The 13,434-nt window shown below is 72.0% G+C and carries 14 protein-coding genes; 6 read left to right on the plus strand and 8 right to left on the minus strand.

The features are described from left to right. Positions 1-3 precede the first annotated feature (3 nt). The 5 genes from ACIA8R_RS29310 to ACIA8R_RS29330 all read right to left on the minus strand — a co-directional run bounded on the left by ACIA8R_RS29310 (position 4) and on the right by ACIA8R_RS29330 (position 4,922). Positions 4-822: a carbohydrate ABC transporter permease gene (locus ACIA8R_RS29310; RefSeq protein ID WP_357704931.1), complete on the minus strand. Its 819-nt coding sequence runs from the start codon at positions 820-822 to the stop codon at positions 4-6. Next, entirely contained in the window at positions 816-1,700 is an 885-nt protein-coding gene (locus ACIA8R_RS29315) for a sugar ABC transporter permease (RefSeq protein ID WP_364088450.1), read from the minus strand. Before ACIA8R_RS29315 ends, ACIA8R_RS29310 begins: the two co-directional genes overlap by 7 nt. After that, entirely contained in the window at positions 1,697-3,055 is a 1,359-nt protein-coding gene (locus ACIA8R_RS29320; protein ID WP_364088452.1) for a sugar ABC transporter substrate-binding protein, read from the minus strand. Before ACIA8R_RS29320 ends, ACIA8R_RS29315 begins: the two co-directional genes overlap by 4 nt. 30 nt (positions 3,056-3,085) lie before the next feature. Next, entirely contained in the window at positions 3,086-4,210 is a 1,125-nt protein-coding gene (locus ACIA8R_RS29325) for a zinc-binding dehydrogenase (RefSeq protein WP_397041378.1), read from the minus strand. A 76-nt stretch (positions 4,211-4,286) separates the two neighbouring features. Continuing rightward, on the minus strand, positions 4,287-4,922 hold the full coding sequence (locus ACIA8R_RS29330) for a TetR/AcrR family transcriptional regulator (RefSeq protein ID WP_364088803.1): 636 nt from the start codon (positions 4,920-4,922) through the stop codon (positions 4,287-4,289). A gap of 72 nt (positions 4,923-4,994) precedes the next feature. On the opposite strand from ACIA8R_RS29330, the gene ACIA8R_RS29335 reads away from it, so the two are divergent. The 4 genes from ACIA8R_RS29335 to ACIA8R_RS29350 are packed head-to-tail and all read left to right on the plus strand — an operon-like array spanning position 4,995 to position 10,566. Further along, positions 4,995-6,245 carry an MFS transporter gene (locus ACIA8R_RS29335; RefSeq protein ID WP_364088456.1) on the plus strand — a complete coding sequence of 417 codons (1,251 nt, stop codon included), beginning with the start codon at positions 4,995-4,997 and terminating at the stop codon, positions 6,243-6,245. Positions 6,246-6,282: 37 nt separating this feature from the next. Then, positions 6,283-7,893, plus strand: a complete 1,611-nt coding sequence (locus tag ACIA8R_RS29340; protein ID WP_397041379.1) for a glycoside hydrolase family 13 protein — start codon at positions 6,283-6,285, stop codon at positions 7,891-7,893. Further along, a complete protein-coding gene (locus ACIA8R_RS29345; protein ID WP_397041380.1) occupies positions 7,890-9,596 on the plus strand; it encodes a glycoside hydrolase family 2 protein in 1,707 nt (568 codons plus the stop codon). Before ACIA8R_RS29340 ends, ACIA8R_RS29345 begins: the two co-directional genes overlap by 4 nt. After that, a complete protein-coding gene (locus ACIA8R_RS29350) occupies positions 9,583-10,566 on the plus strand; it encodes a DUF2804 domain-containing protein (RefSeq protein WP_397041381.1) in 984 nt (327 codons plus the stop codon). Before ACIA8R_RS29345 ends, ACIA8R_RS29350 begins: the two co-directional genes overlap by 14 nt. A gap of 60 nt (positions 10,567-10,626) precedes the next feature. Here ACIA8R_RS29350 and ACIA8R_RS29355 read toward each other — a convergent pair whose 3' ends face one another. From ACIA8R_RS29355 to ACIA8R_RS29365, 3 genes are all read right to left on the minus strand, one after another. Then, positions 10,627-10,971, minus strand: coding sequence for an RNA polymerase-binding protein RbpA (locus ACIA8R_RS29355; RefSeq protein ID WP_043625492.1), 345 nt, complete (start codon positions 10,969-10,971; stop codon positions 10,627-10,629). A gap of 153 nt (positions 10,972-11,124) precedes the next feature. Then, the gene (locus ACIA8R_RS29360; protein WP_397041382.1) at positions 11,125-11,739 is read right to left on the minus strand and encodes a hypothetical protein; all 615 of its coding nucleotides are present in this window, start codon (positions 11,737-11,739) and stop codon (positions 11,125-11,127) included. Between the two features lie 112 nt (positions 11,740-11,851). Further along, complete coding sequence (locus ACIA8R_RS29365) at positions 11,852-12,346, minus strand: nuclear transport factor 2 family protein (protein ID WP_397041383.1); 495 nt, start codon at positions 12,344-12,346, stop codon at positions 11,852-11,854. 33 nt (positions 12,347-12,379) lie between these two features. Here ACIA8R_RS29365 and ACIA8R_RS29370 point away from each other — a divergent pair, with 33 nt between their 5' ends. Both ACIA8R_RS29370 and ACIA8R_RS29375 read left to right on the plus strand, forming a co-directional pair. Next, on the plus strand, positions 12,380-12,859 hold the full coding sequence (locus ACIA8R_RS29370; RefSeq protein ID WP_357709670.1) for a helix-turn-helix domain-containing protein: 480 nt from the start codon (positions 12,380-12,382) through the stop codon (positions 12,857-12,859). Between the two features lie 113 nt (positions 12,860-12,972). Then, positions 12,973-13,431, plus strand: coding sequence for a hypothetical protein (locus ACIA8R_RS29375; RefSeq protein WP_364088470.1), 459 nt, complete (start codon positions 12,973-12,975; stop codon positions 13,429-13,431). Positions 13,432-13,434 lie beyond the last annotated feature (3 nt).

Consider the following 13,434-nt stretch of genomic DNA (forward strand, 5'->3'; position numbering starts at 1 on the left):
TCCTCACCCCTTGGTCGCGCCGTCCGCGAGACCCTTGATCAGGTACTTCTGCACCAGCAGCGCGAAGACCACCACGGGCAGCACGGTCAGCACGCCGACCGCGGCCAGCGGCCCCCACATCCCGCCCTTCTCGGTGTCGGCCGCGATCCCGGCGATGGCGACGGGGATGGTGACCGCCCGGTCGTTGGTGAGGATCAGCGCGAACAGCAGCTCCTCCCAGGCCAGGATGATGCAGAAGATCAACGTCGAGACCAGCCCGGTCAGGCTCGTCGGCACGATGATGCGGAAGAACGCGCCGAAGCGCGAGCAGCCGTCGATCATCGCCGCCTCCTCCAGCTCCTTGGGCAGCCCGCGGAAGAAGGCCCGCATCAGCCACACCACGTACGGCACCAGGAAGGTCACGTACGCCAGGATCACGGTGATGTACTGGTCGGTCAGCCCGAGCTTCCTGGCCACCAGGAACAGCGGCACCACCAGCGCGATCGGCGGCACCGCGCGGGAGGCCAGGATGAGGCCGCCCACCACGCCCGCGCCGCGCATCCGCAGCCGCGACAGCGCGTACCCGGCCATCGAGCCGGCGACCATGGAGATGGCCGAGGCGCCCGCCGCCACGATGACCGTGTTGATCATTCGGGGCAGGATGCGCGCCTGCTGGAAGTAGCTGACGTAGTTGTCGAGGGTGAACTCGCTCAGCCACCGCGGCGGCACCGTGAAGATGTCCCTGGGCAGCTTGAACGAGATCGAGACCATGTAGAGCACGGGGAACAGGAAGGCCAGCGTCACCAGGACGGCCCCGGTGACGGCCGCGTACCGTCTCACCATCGGTTCTCCAGACGCCGGGTCACACGGAACAGGACAAAGGTGATCAGCATGGTCAGGACCAGCACGATCGTCGCCATCGAGGAGGCCGAGCCGAACTCCAGGCTCCGGAACCCCTTCTCGTAGATGTAGAGGTTGATGACGTTGGTCGAGTTGCCCGGCCCGCCCCTGGTGGCCGCCAGCGCGATGTCGAACATCTTGACCGCGCCCAGCCAGCGCACCACGAACGCGGCGGCCATCACCGGCACCAGCAGCGGCAGCGTGATGCGCCGCAGGATCGCCCAGCGGCCGGCGCCGTCGGACCTGGCGGCCTCGTACACGTCGCCGGGCAGCGCCATGATCCCGGCCGAGGCGATGAGCACCACGAACGGCGTCCACCGCCAGGTGTCGATGACGATCAGGCTGACCATGGCCAGCGTCGGGTCGCCGATCCACTCCACCGGCCCGACGCCGACCAGGCCGAGGGTGTAGTTGACCACGCCCCACAGCGGGTCGAGCAACATCCGCCACACGCCGCCGGCGACCACCGGGGCCACCACCATCGGGATGAGGAACAGGGCGCGCAGCACGCCCCGCCCCCGCCAGGCGACGTTGAGCAGGAACGCGATGGCGAACCCGAGCACCATCTGCAGCGGCAGCGCGATCACCAGGTAGACCCCGGTGACCTTGAGCGAGTCCAGGAAGCCCGGATCGTGCAGCACGGCCTCGTAGTTGCGCCAGCCGACCCATCCGGACGGCTGGAAGGAGGCCAGGTCGAAGTCGGACACGCTGACCCAGGCCGTGTAGAGGATCGGGTAGAGCAGCATGCCCGCCAGTAGGAGCAGGGCGGGGGCGAGGAAGAGCCAGGCCGTGCCCGGCTCTCCCAGTCGGGCACGCCTCACTGGTTGTAGCCCTTGGACTTCAGCAGGTCGGTGATCTCCTTGGCGGCCTGGTCGATCGCCTGCTGCGCGGTGGCCTGACCGGACATGGCCCGGCTGGTCTGCAGCGCCAGGATCTGCTGCACGGCGTCGGACTCGGGCAGCCTGGGCCGCCACATCTCACCCTTGGAGACGACGTCGTAGCCGTCCTTGAGCGCCTTGTAGACCGGGCCGGCCCACTCCGCCGGCGGCGTGCCGTCGAGGCTGGAGTTGCGGGCGGGGAAGGTGCCGAACGCCTTGCCGGTGAACTGCTCGCCCTCCTTGGAGGTCACCCACTGCAGCCACGTCCAGGCGGCGGCCGGGTGCGTGGACTTCTTGGAGATGCCCGCCGTCCAGATGCCGCGGTGGGCGCCGGGCGCGGCCGACCCGGCGGGCAGGGTGGTGATGCCCACCTGCTCGGGGGTCAGGGTGGTGGTCTCCTTGTCCACGGCGGTGCCCTTGAAGACGCTGCCCCACATGAACATGGTGGCCGTCTTGCCCTGCCGGAAGGCCTCCAGCGGCTCGTTGAACTGGTACGTGCTGGCGCCGGGCGGGGCGTACTTGAGCAGGTCCACCTGCGTCTGCAGGGCCTTGACGCCGGCGGGGGTGCCGAAGGCGACCTTCGTCCCGTCGAGGATCTTGCCGCCGTCGGAGTTGAGCACGGTCTGCCACACCGTGGGGGTGAGCGGGTCCTTGGTGAAGTACGTGCCCACGGCCCAGGAGTCGGTCTTGCCGTCGCCGTCGGTGTCCTGGACGAGCTTGGGGGCGTCCTTGAAGTACTGCTCCCAGGTCGTCTGCGCGGTCGGCTCGGCCACCCCGGCCTTCTTGTACAGCGCCTTGTTGTAGAACATCAGCAGCAGGTTCGAGCGCACGGGCACGGCGTACTGCTTGCCCTCCCACTCCCCGGCGGCCAGCGGCGAGGCGTTGAAGTCGGCCCAGTCGTAGCCGGGATCGTTCCACTTGGCCAGCTCGGGGCCCTTGAGGTCGTACAGGGCGCCGGTCTTGGCGAGCTGCGGCAGCCAGGGGTCGTCGGCGAGCACCACGTCGTAGGTGGCGGTGGTGCCGGTCAGCTCCAGCATCGTCTTGGGGAGCTGGTCGTTGTAGGGCGCGCCGTCGACGGTGACCTTGATGTTGGGGTACTTCTTGGTGAACTCCGGCACGAGCTTGTCCTGCCACTGCTTGGCGAACGCGTCGTTGGCGATCACGCGGATCGACACCGGGGCCTGCGCCGTGCCGAGGCCGCCGCCGTCGGCCGCGACCTCCTCCGACGGCGAGCCGCAGGCGGCGACGCTGAGCGCGAGCACGGCCGCGGCCGTGACGAGCCGGGTGTTGTTCAACACTTGTGTCCTCCCGGAGGGGAATGGGGGATTTCAGGCGGAGGGGGCGACGGCGAGCTTGACGACGTCCCGGCCGTCCAGCGGGTGGCCCGAGCCCAGGGCTTCGAGCGCCTCGCGGAGCCGGCCGAGCGGCACGCGGTGGCTGACCACGCGCTCGAAGGGGCTGCCGCCGCGTTCCAGGATCGTCAGCGCCTGGTGGTAGCGGCGCTGCATGTCGGGGCCGGCGCCGTAGACGCCGGCGATCGTGAGGTCCCGCTTCAGCAGGTCGCTGTACGGGTTGAAGGGGACGGCGCCGCGGTCGGTGAAGTTGCCCAGCTCGGCCAGCACGCCGCCGTCGGCGACCAGGCCGAGCGCCTCGGTGAACGCCTCGGGCGAGCCCGCCGTGCCGATGACGGCGTCGGCGCCCTCGCGTCCCAGCGCGTCGAAGACCGCCCGGCGGCGCGCGGCGGGTTCCTCGCCGAGGCCGACGACGGCGTCCGCGCCGAGCAGCGCGGCCAGTTCCAGGCGGGCGCCGGGCGCGCCGACGGCGACCACCCTGGCCGCCCCGGCGGCGCGGGCGGCGACCACGGCCATCAGGCCGATCGCGCCGACGCCCTGGACCACGACGGTGGAGCCGATCCGGATCGCGGAACGTTCCACGCCGTGCAGGGCCACCGACAGCGGCTCCTGCAGCACGGCGACCTCGGCGGGCAGATCGGTCCGGTAGAACACCGTTCCCGCGTTGGAGGCGTACAGGTGGGTGGCGAAACCGCCGGTCAGGTACGGTGGCCGGTCGGCGGGGGAGGCGAACCCGTAGGACGGCCGCCGGTCCGGGCAGTTCCCCGGCCTGCGGCGCACCTGGCACTCGAAGCACCGGCCGCAGCTCAGCGACGGGAAGACGCCGACCCGGTCGCCGACGGCCACCGGCCGGCCGGCGTGGTCGGTCCCGACGCCGTCACCGAGCGCCGCCAGCCGGCCGACGATCTCGTGCCCGAGCAGCGCGGGGAACCGCACGCTGGCCAGCCGTCCCCGGTAGATGTGGGCGTCCGTGCCGCACATGCCGCACAGCTCCACCTCCAGGACGAACTGCCCCGGGCCGGGTTCCGGCAGGGCGTATTCGCGCACCTCCACCGCTCCCGCGACGTCGGTGACGATCGCCGCGCGTGCCGTCGCGTCCATGCACCGCCTCCTGCATTCTGCTTTCTATAGAATGTGGAAGACGGTAGTTCGTCCGGTTTTGAACGGTCAATCCTTGTTACCGGAATGTTTCTGAGGCCACGTCCACGAAGTAGGCCCGCAGCAGCGTGCGTCCCTGCTCGATCATGGCCGGATCGCCCTGCTGCGTCGCCGAGAACGTCAGGTACAGCACCGCCGCCGTGCACTGGATGGCCAGCCGCATCACCCGGTACGGATCGGGCAGCGGCGGCAGCCCCGCCTCCTCCAGCGCGAACTGGTAGAGCCGCTCGGCCAGCACGTCCCCGCTCTCCTGCACGCTCCCGGCGGGCAGGAACGACGCGCCGCCCGGCCGGGTGTCGGCGAAGTCGACCACGGTGAAGCCCGGCACGCTCCTGCGCATCGCCACCGTCTCGGCCAGCACCAGCTCGGCCGCCCGCGGCCAGGTCAGCGGCGGCTCCTCGGCGACCCGGGCGCGCAGCCGGGCCAGCAGGACCTCCAGGTTGCGCAGCGCCAGCTCGCGCAGCATGCCGGGCTTGCCGTCGAAGAACTGGTAGATGGTGCCGGCGGGTACCTTGGCGCTCCTGGCGACGTCGGAGATCGTGAGGGCGTCCAGGCCGACCTCGTCCAGCAGGCGGGCGCAGGCGTCGAGGATGCGTTCGACCCTGTCGATGCTGCGCCTTTGGACCGGCCGCCGCCGGATGCCCGGGTTCTCCACGGACAAGTCTTAACATAACGGCCTGTCATGTTCTAACGTGACATCCTCTCACGTTCCCCCGGGAGGACATGCATGGCCGAAATGCGCCTCGCGCCTGAGAAACGGGTCACCGCAGGCTGGATGTCCCTGCTGGCACTGGCCCAAATGGGGGTCATCATGGCGATGACCGTCGGAAACCAGATCCTGCTCCCCTCCCACGTGGCGCGCATCGACCCCCAGCACAAGGAGGCGTCCCTGGCGGTGGTGTTCGCCGTCGCCGCCGTGTGCACGATCGTGGCCAACCCGCTGTTCGGCGCCCTGTCCGACCGCACCCGCTCCCGGATGGGCCGGCGCCGCCCCTGGGTCGCGGGCGGCGCGCTGGTCTGCGCCGCGTCCCTGGTCTTCCTGTCCCGCCAGGACTCGCTGGCCGGGCTGGTCGTCGGCTGGGCGGTCGCCCAGCTCGCCTTCACCGCCGCGCTCGCCACCGCCATCGCCACCGTGCCCGACCTCGTGCCGATCCAGCAGCGGGGCAAGGCCTCGGCGCTGGCCGGCGTGGGCCAGCTCGCCGGGCCGCTGCTCGGCGGGGTCGTCGTCACCGTCGTGGCGACCGGCTCGCAGGCCGGGTTCGTGGCCATGGCGATCCTGATCCTGCTGCTGGTGCTGCCGTTCAGCCTGTTCACCAGGGAGCCCGCCACCGCGCCGGCCGACCTGCCCCCGTTCGACCTGCGCTCACTCCTGCGCGGCTTCCGCATCAGCCCGCGCAGGCATCCCGACTTCGCCTGGGCCTGGCTGAGCCGCTTCCTGATCACGCTCACCCTCGCCATGGCCATCGGCTACCTGCAGTACTACCTGCGCGACGGCGTCGGCTACGAGGCGCTTTTCCCCGGCTCCACCGTCGAGCAGGGCGTCGTGGTGCTGGTGGCGGTCTTCACGCTGAGCAGTGTCGTGCCCACGCTGCTGGCGGGCTGGCTGTCGGACCGGTCCGGCAACCGCCGGCCGGCCGTCTTCATCGGCGGCCTCACGATGGCCGCCTCCGGGCTCGTGCTGGCGTTCCTGACGAGCTGGCCTGCCGCGCTGGCCGCCAGCGTCCTGCTCGGCGCGGGCTACGGCATGTTCGCCGCCGTGGACCAGGCCATGGTCACCCAGCTCCTGCCCGCCGACGCCGACCGCGGCAAGGACCTGGGCATCGTCAGCCTGGCCAACTCCGCCTCCAGCACCCTCGGGCCGGTGATCGCCGCGCCCCTCGTCACCTCCGCGGGCGGCTACCCGCTCATGTACGCCGTCGCGGCGGCCTTCGCCGCGCTCGGCGCCTGCCTCATCTGGAGAATCCGCAGTGTCCGATAAATCCGCAGCAACCGACAACGCAGCATCTGAGAGGGCCGTGTCCGCCGCCTTCGACGGCGACGCCTGGTGGCGCGACGCCGTCGTCTACCAGATCTACCCCCGCAGCTTCGCCGACGCCGACGGCGACGGCCAGGGCGACCTGCCCGGCGCGCTGGCCCGCCTGGACCACCTGGCCGACCTGGGCGTGGACGCCGTCTGGCTGAGCCCGTTCTACCCCTCGCCGCTGGCCGACGGCGGCTACGACGTCGCCGACTACACCGACGTGGACCCCCGCTACGGCACCCTGGCCGACTTCGACGCCTACGTCGCCGCCGCCACGGCCAGGAACATCAAGGTCGTCGTCGACATCGTGCCCAACCACTGCTCCTCGGCCCACCCGCGCTTCCGGCAGGCGCTGGCGGCCGGCCCCGGCAGCCCCGAACGCGAGTGGTTCGTCTTCCGCGACGAGCCCAACAACTGGCAGTCCATGTTCGGCGGCCCCGCCTGGACCCAGGCGCCCGACGGCCAGTGGTACCTGCACCTGTTCGACTCCGCCCAGCCCGACTGGAACTGGCGGCACCCCGGCGTGACCGCCATGTTCGAGAACGTGCTGCGGTTCTGGCTGGACCGCGGCGTGTCCGGCTTCCGCATCGACGTGGCCGCCATGCTGTTCAAGCAGGACGGCCTGCCGGACGTCGTCCCCGGCAGCCAGGGCGCCCCGCTGGCGCCCGGACAGTCGGCGGTGCCGTACGAGCACCAGCCCGAGCTGCTGGAGCTGTACCGGTCCTGGCGCAAGATCCTGGCCTCCTACCCGGGCCCGCGCGGCACGGTGGCCGAGATCTGGTTCGGCGATCCCGCCCAGGCCCGGCCCTATCTCACCGGCGACGGCCTGGCCCAGCTGTTCAACTTCCGGCTGATGCCCCTGCCGTGGTCGGCCGGCGAGTTCCGCGCGGTCATCGAGGAGTCCCACCTGCTGGCCCGCGAGACGGGCGGCTCGATCCCCTGGGTGCTGGGCAACCACGACGTGCCGCGCATGGCGACCAGGTTCGGCATCGACCAGGAGCTGGTCCGCGCGCCCACCGCCGACGTGCTGCTCGGCAGGATCGCCGTCGACCGCGAGCTCGGCCTCAGGCGCGCCCGCGCCGCCGCGCTGCTGCTGCTCGCCCTGCCCGGCGGCGCCTACCTCTACCAGGGCGACGAGCTGGGCCTGCCCGAGTACCTGGACATCCCGGACGAGGCGCGGCAGGACCCGATGTTCGAGCGCACCGGCCGCGCCTTCATCGGCCGGGACGGCTGCCGCGTGCCGCTGCCCTGGTCGGGCACGTCCGCGCCGTACGGGTTCGGCACGGGCGGCACCTGGCTGCCCCAGCCGGCCGACTGGGCCCCCCTCACCGTCGCCGCCCAGCGGGACGACCCCGCCTCCACGCTCGCCCTCTACCGCAGCGCGATCGCCCTGCGCCGCGAGCACCCCGCGCTCGGCGACGGCGACCTGACCTGGCTCGACGCCCCGCCCGGCGTGCTGGCCCTCACCCGCGAGCCCGGCTTCACCCTCGTGGTCAACTTCGGCCCCGACGCGGTGCCGCTGCCCCCGCACCACGACGTCCTGCTGGCCAGCGGCCCCCTGGACGGCGGCACGCTGCCCGCCGACACGGCGGTGTGGCTCTCGTGACCGCCGACCCGATCCCGCTGCCGGAGTACCCGCGCCCCCAGCTCGTCCGCGACAGCTACGTCAACCTCAACGGCCGCTGGCGGTACGCGATCAACGACGGCTCGCGGCCGGAGACCCACGACGGCGACATCCTCGTGCCGTACTCGCCGGAGGCGCCGCTGTCGGGGGTGGGCCGGCAGCTGCGGCCGGGGGAGACGCTGTGGTACCGCCGCTCGTTCGAGGCGCCTCCCGGGCCCGCCGGCGGCCGGGTGATCCTGCATTTCGGCGCGGTGGACCAGACCTGCCGGGTGTGGGTCAACGACGTCGAGGTCGGCGGCCACAGCGGCGGCTACCTGCCCTTCTCCTTCGACGTCACCGACGCCCTGACCGAGGGCGCCAACACCCTCGACGTGGCCGTGCGGGACGACACCGACACCGGGTGGCAGTCGCGCGGCAAGCAGCGGCTGCGCCGCGGCGGCATCTGGTACACCGCCCAGTCGGGCATCTGGCAGACGGTCTGGGCCGAGCGCGTGCCCGCCCTGCACGTGGAACGGCTCACGCTGACGCCCGTGCTCGCCGAGGAGTGCGTCGAGGTGACCGTGCACGCCGCGAGCGGCGAGGCCGAGGTGGAGATCCTCGCCGGCGGGCAGGTGGCGGCGCGCGCCACCGTCCCGGCAGGGCGGCCGGTGCGCGTCCCGCTGCCCGGCGGCCGTCCGTGGAGCCCCGAGGACCCCTTCCTGTACGACGTGACCGTCTCGCTCGGCGACGACCGCGTCCGCGGCTACGTCGGCATGCGCTCCTTCTCCGTCGGCCCCGACGCCGAGGGCGTGCCCAGGCTGCTGCTGAACGGCCGGCCGTACTTCCACGCCGGCATCCTCGACCAGGGCTACTGGCCGGACGGCCTGTACACGCCGCCCTCGGACGAGGCCATGGTCGACGACATCGTCATGATGAAACGGCTCGGCTTCACCATGCTGCGCAAGCACATCAAGATCGAGCCGCTGCGCTGGTACCACCACTGCGACCGGCTCGGCATGCTCGTCTGGCAGGACCTGGTCAACGGCGGCGAGAGCTACCGGCCGCTGGTCGTCACCACCCCGGCGCTGCTGCCGCTGCGCCTGGACGACCGCCGCCACCACCGCTTCGGCCGGGCCGACGCCGAAGGTCGGGCCGCGTTCGAGGCCGAGCTGCGCGAGACCGTCGAGCACCTGCGCAACGTGGTGAGCCTGGCGGTCTGGGTGCCGTTCAACGAGGGCTGGGGCCAGTTCGACGCCGCCCGGATCGCCGCCGAGCTGGCCCGCCTCGACCCCACCCGCACGATCGACCACGCCAGCGGCTGGCACGACCAGCGCGCGGGCGACCTGCTCAGCCTGCACGTGTACTTCCGCCGCTTCCGCCCGCCCCGCCCGGACGGCCGCGTCCTGGTGCTGTCGGAGTACGGTGGCTACAGCCTGCCCGTCGAGGGGCACACCTGGGGCGAGAAGGAGTTCGGCTACCGGCGTCACCGCACGGCCGAGGAGCTGGGCGCGGCGTTCGTCCGGCTGCACGAGGAGCAGATCGTCCCGGCCATCGCCAAGGGCCTGAGCGCCACCGTCTACACCCAGCTCTCCGACGTCGAGGACGAGCTGAACGGCCTGCTCACCTACGACAGGGCCGAGCTCAAGCTGCCCGCCGACCTCGTCCGCTCCGTCACCAGGAGGCTCGCCTTCCATGACCACCCATGAACGGGAGATCACCGCTCCGACCGACCTGTGCCTGCCCGACGGGCGGCTGAACCCCGCCGCGGTCGGCTGGACCCGCACGCCGCTGCACCGGGCCGTCCTGCGCGGCTGGGGACGCCGTAAGCGCTGGGAGTACTGGGGCGTCGTCACCCCCTCCCACATCATCGGCCTGGTCGCCTCCTCGCTGGACTACGCCGGGGTGCACGGCCTCTACGTGCTCGACCGGGCCACCGGCGTGGAGTTCGCCAAGGACGTGGTGGTGCCGCTGGCCCGCGGCGCGGTCTTCCCCGACCGCAGCGGCGCCGGGACGGTGTCCGTGCGCGGCGCCGGGCTGGCGATCGACATCCGGCAGGACCCGGCAGGCACCGCGATCCGCGCCGCCGCCCCCGACGTGCGCCTCGACCTGGAGGTGCCGCTGCCGGAAGGGCACGAGTCGCTCGGCGTCGTGGTGCCCTGGGGGCCCGACCGGTTCCAGTACACGGTCAAGGACGTCGGCCGCCCGGCGCGCGGCCGGCTGCGGCTCGGGACGAAGGAGTTCGCCATCGACGACGCGGACTCCTTCGCCGTGCTCGACCACGGCCGGGGGAAGTGGCCGTACGCGGTCACCTGGAACTGGGCGGCCGGTAGCGGGCCCGGCAGGGCCGTCCAGCTCGGCGGCAAGTGGACCGACGGCACCGGCGTCACCGAGAACGCCCTGTTCACCGGCGGCCGGCTGCACAAGATCGGTGACGAGCTGGAGTGGACCTACGACCGCGGCGACTGGCTGCGCCCGTGGCGGATCACCGGCCCGCGGGTCGAGGTGGAGTTCCGGCCCTTCCACGAGAAGGTGGCCCGTACCCAGCTCGTCGTGGTGGGCAGCGAGACCCACCAGTGCTTCGGCCACTTCTCCGGCCGCGTCCAGGACGACGACGGCGTGTGGGTGGACCTCGACGGCCTGACCGGCTGGGCCGAGGAGGCCCGCAACCGCTGGTAGCCGTCGCGGGCACAGCAAAACCCCCGGGCGTCGCCCGGGGGTTTTCACCGTGAGAAGTGGTCAGGCGCTCTTGCGTCGCTGGGCGCGCAAGACCGCGAGTCTCTCGTTGAGCACCTCTTCCAGGTCCTCGATGGACCGCCGCTCCAGCAGCATGTCCCAGTGGGTCCGTGGGGGCTTGGTCTTCTTCGACTCCGGCTGCTCACCGTCGACCCGCACCGCGGTCGCGCCGCACATGCGGCACTCCCAGGTCGCGGGGATCTCGGCCTCGGCGGCAAGCGGAACCTCGAAGCGATGGCCCTTAGGACAGGTGTAGGACACCTCCTGGCGTGGGGCCAGATCCGTGTTACGGTCGTTCTCGTAGCTGGTTGCCCCGAGCCGGGTGCCACGAAGCGCGCGCTCGCCCATGTCTAAATGCCTCCTACAGGGCCCCCATACGTGGGGGGTCTGTCTCCCACGGTGTCTAACGCTTGGTACCGTGATGGGATTCCCACCCGCGGGGTGATCCAATCGCGCTTGGGGCCTCGGGTATTCGAGCCCGCTCTTACGGGGGCCGCGTCCTCAGGCCGCGGAGGCCGTCCGCGGGGCTCTGAGCAGGCTCGCCGCCAGCCACAACCCGCCGATCATGATGAGCGCGCCGTGCGCGATCCGCAGCGGGTACGGGCTGAAGAACTGCGGGATGAACAGCGCCAGGCCCAGCGCGAGCGCCGTCCCGGCCTCCTTGGGCAGGGTTCCCGAGCGCCACACGGCCACGGCCGCCATCACCCCGCCGGCGCCCATCAGCGCCAGCCCGGCGGCGAACATGGTGATCGCGAGCGGGTTGTAGCGGAACAGGGTGGCCAGCTCCATCAGCGCGGGCGCGCCGTCGCGCAGGGAACGTTCGGCTATGACATGCAGGCCGAAGTCCTCGGCGCCGTAGTAGGGGAGCGTCAGGCCGGCGCCGGTCCAGGTCACCGCGGCCGCGCGCAGGGACAGGCGGTCGCCGAGCACCTTGTGCAGCCCGAGAGCGCCCAGGCCGAGCAGCACGAACCCGAGCATCGCGGCCAGGTGGCCGGCGACCCACTCGGGCGAGGCCATGGCGGCGGCGTCGTCGGTGGACGGCCGCACCACCGGATACACGAACAGCAGGACGCCGGTGAGGGCGAAGGCGGCGGAGGTGAGGCGGGGGGAGGTCATCAATGCTCCTTGAGGAGGGCGTTGCTCTTTGATGAGAGCAATGCTCTCGTGACGGGGTCCCCGCGTCAAGAGCACTGCTCTCTGTTCAGAGCGTCGCCTACCTCCGTGCATGTCAGGCCAGGAGCGGCACCAGCGTCCGGTCGCCGAGGCGGGTCATCGCCGCCAGCGGCGCAGAGGCCGCCCCCACCAGCAGCGGAAGGCCGGGCTTGCCCTTGTCCCTGGCGAGGCGGGGGCCCAGGGCGGCCATCAGCGCGGTCAGTCCGGGCAGGGGCCTGATCCACATCGTGATCTCCCGGACCAGGCCGTCCTCGTCCAGTTCGAGCTGGGCGACCTCGTTCAGCGGCTGGCGGCCGACCCGGGCGGTCGCGGTGAGCATGCGGGTGCGGGTGTCTCCGAGGTCGCTCTGGTAGCGCAGGTCCGACAGCACGTCGAAGACGGCCTCGAACAGCGTCCCCACCTGCTTCAGTCCGTTGAATCCGGCCCGGTAGCTCAGTGGGGAGTGGAACACCACGTCGTCGGCGAGCGTGGCCTTGAGCGCTTCGACGTCATGTGCCTCGCCGGCCTGGCGGTAGGCGGCGGCGGGTGAGTCCTGAATGTGAACTGTCATGGGTTCACTTTATCCACCCACTATCGTGGGTGCATGAACAGGTTCGGTGAGATGCACTGCTCCATCGCCCAGGCCGTCGGCGTCATCGGCGAGCCCTGGACGCCGCTGATCCTGCGCGACCTGTTCCTGGGCCTGCGCAGGTTCGACGACCTCGCCGAGGACCTGGGCATCTCGCGCAACCTGCTGGCCCGCCGGCTCGACCATCTCGTCGCCACGGGGGTCGTGGAGAAGCGGCCCTACCAGGAGCGTCCGGTGCGGCACGAGTACCTGCTGACCGAGGCCGGCCGTGACGTCGTGCCCGCGCTGCTGACCCTCATGGCCTGGGGCGACCGCTGGTCCACCCCGCCCGGCGGGCCGCCCGCGCTGCTGGTCCACTCCTGCGGGCGGGAGTTCACGCCGGTCGTCACCTGCCCCCACTGCGGCGGCGAGGCCACCGCCGAGACCGTGCTGCCGCTGCCCGGCCCGGGAGCCGCCCGGGGGCCGGGCACCATGGTCCTGGCCGCCGATCTGTGACGTCCCGTGTTTGACGCGCGACCCTTCGTGAGAGGACTCTCATCGCCCGCTCACGGCCGCCCCACGGCGGCCCCGCAGGCTGAGGGGACCGCGACGTCGATCAGGAGGCGTAGATGGATCTCATGCCACGGTGGCCGGCGTTGGCCGCCGCGCTCGCGTTCGTCCTCGGCGGGGGAGGGATGGTCCTTCCCGCCCAGGCGGCGGCCGGGCCTTCCGCGGCCCTCGTCCTGGCCGCCGCCTACGACGACGAGGGCGACGATGACAGTGACAGTGACGATGACGATGACGAGGCCGCCCCTCGGTCCGGGCGGGGCGAACCGGTCAGGAGGCAGGCGCACGCCCCACGGGGCGACGACGACGTCGAGGGCATCCCCGGCCTGGAGGCGCGCGACCCCCGGCCCCACGACCCTGTCAGCGGCCCGGCGGAGGCCCCCAGGCAGGCCGAGATCCGGCTGGAGAGCGGCACCACGACCGGCGGCGGGCACGTCGGCCCGATGGTGCTGCTGGCCATCCTCGGCACCGGCGCCCTGGTGGGCACCTCGTACTGGCTCTCGCGCCGCTACGGCCCCTGACGG

The sequence above is a fragment of the Nonomuraea sp. NPDC051191 genome, from assembly GCF_044455665.1.
Taxonomy (GTDB): Bacteria; Actinomycetota; Actinomycetes; order Streptosporangiales; family Streptosporangiaceae; genus Nonomuraea.

What these genes read in the sequence shown, in the direction of transcription:
- ACIA8R_RS29310 (WP_357704931.1), bottom strand. Translation starts at nt 822, where the DNA reads ATGGTGAGACGGTACGCGGCCGTCACCGGGGCCGTCCTGGTGACGCTG.
- ACIA8R_RS29325 (WP_397041378.1), bottom strand. Translation starts at nt 4,210, where the DNA reads ATGGACGCGACGGCACGCGCGGCGATCGTCACCGACGTCGCGGGAGCG.
- ACIA8R_RS29335 (WP_364088456.1), top strand. Translation starts at nt 4,995, where the DNA reads ATGGCCGAAATGCGCCTCGCGCCTGAGAAACGGGTCACCGCAGGCTGG.
- ACIA8R_RS29350 (WP_397041381.1), top strand. Translation starts at nt 9,583, where the DNA reads ATGACCACCCATGAACGGGAGATCACCGCTCCGACCGACCTGTGCCTG.
- ACIA8R_RS29355 (WP_043625492.1), bottom strand. Translation starts at nt 10,971, where the DNA reads ATGGGCGAGCGCGCGCTTCGTGGCACCCGGCTCGGGGCAACCAGCTAC.
- ACIA8R_RS29360 (WP_397041382.1), bottom strand. Translation starts at nt 11,739, where the DNA reads ATGACCTCCCCCCGCCTCACCTCCGCCGCCTTCGCCCTCACCGGCGTC.
- ACIA8R_RS29365 (WP_397041383.1), bottom strand. Translation starts at nt 12,346, where the DNA reads ATGACAGTTCACATTCAGGACTCACCCGCCGCCGCCTACCGCCAGGCC.
- ACIA8R_RS29370 (WP_357709670.1), top strand. Translation starts at nt 12,380, where the DNA reads ATGAACAGGTTCGGTGAGATGCACTGCTCCATCGCCCAGGCCGTCGGC.
- ACIA8R_RS29375 (WP_364088470.1), top strand. Translation starts at nt 12,973, where the DNA reads ATGGATCTCATGCCACGGTGGCCGGCGTTGGCCGCCGCGCTCGCGTTC.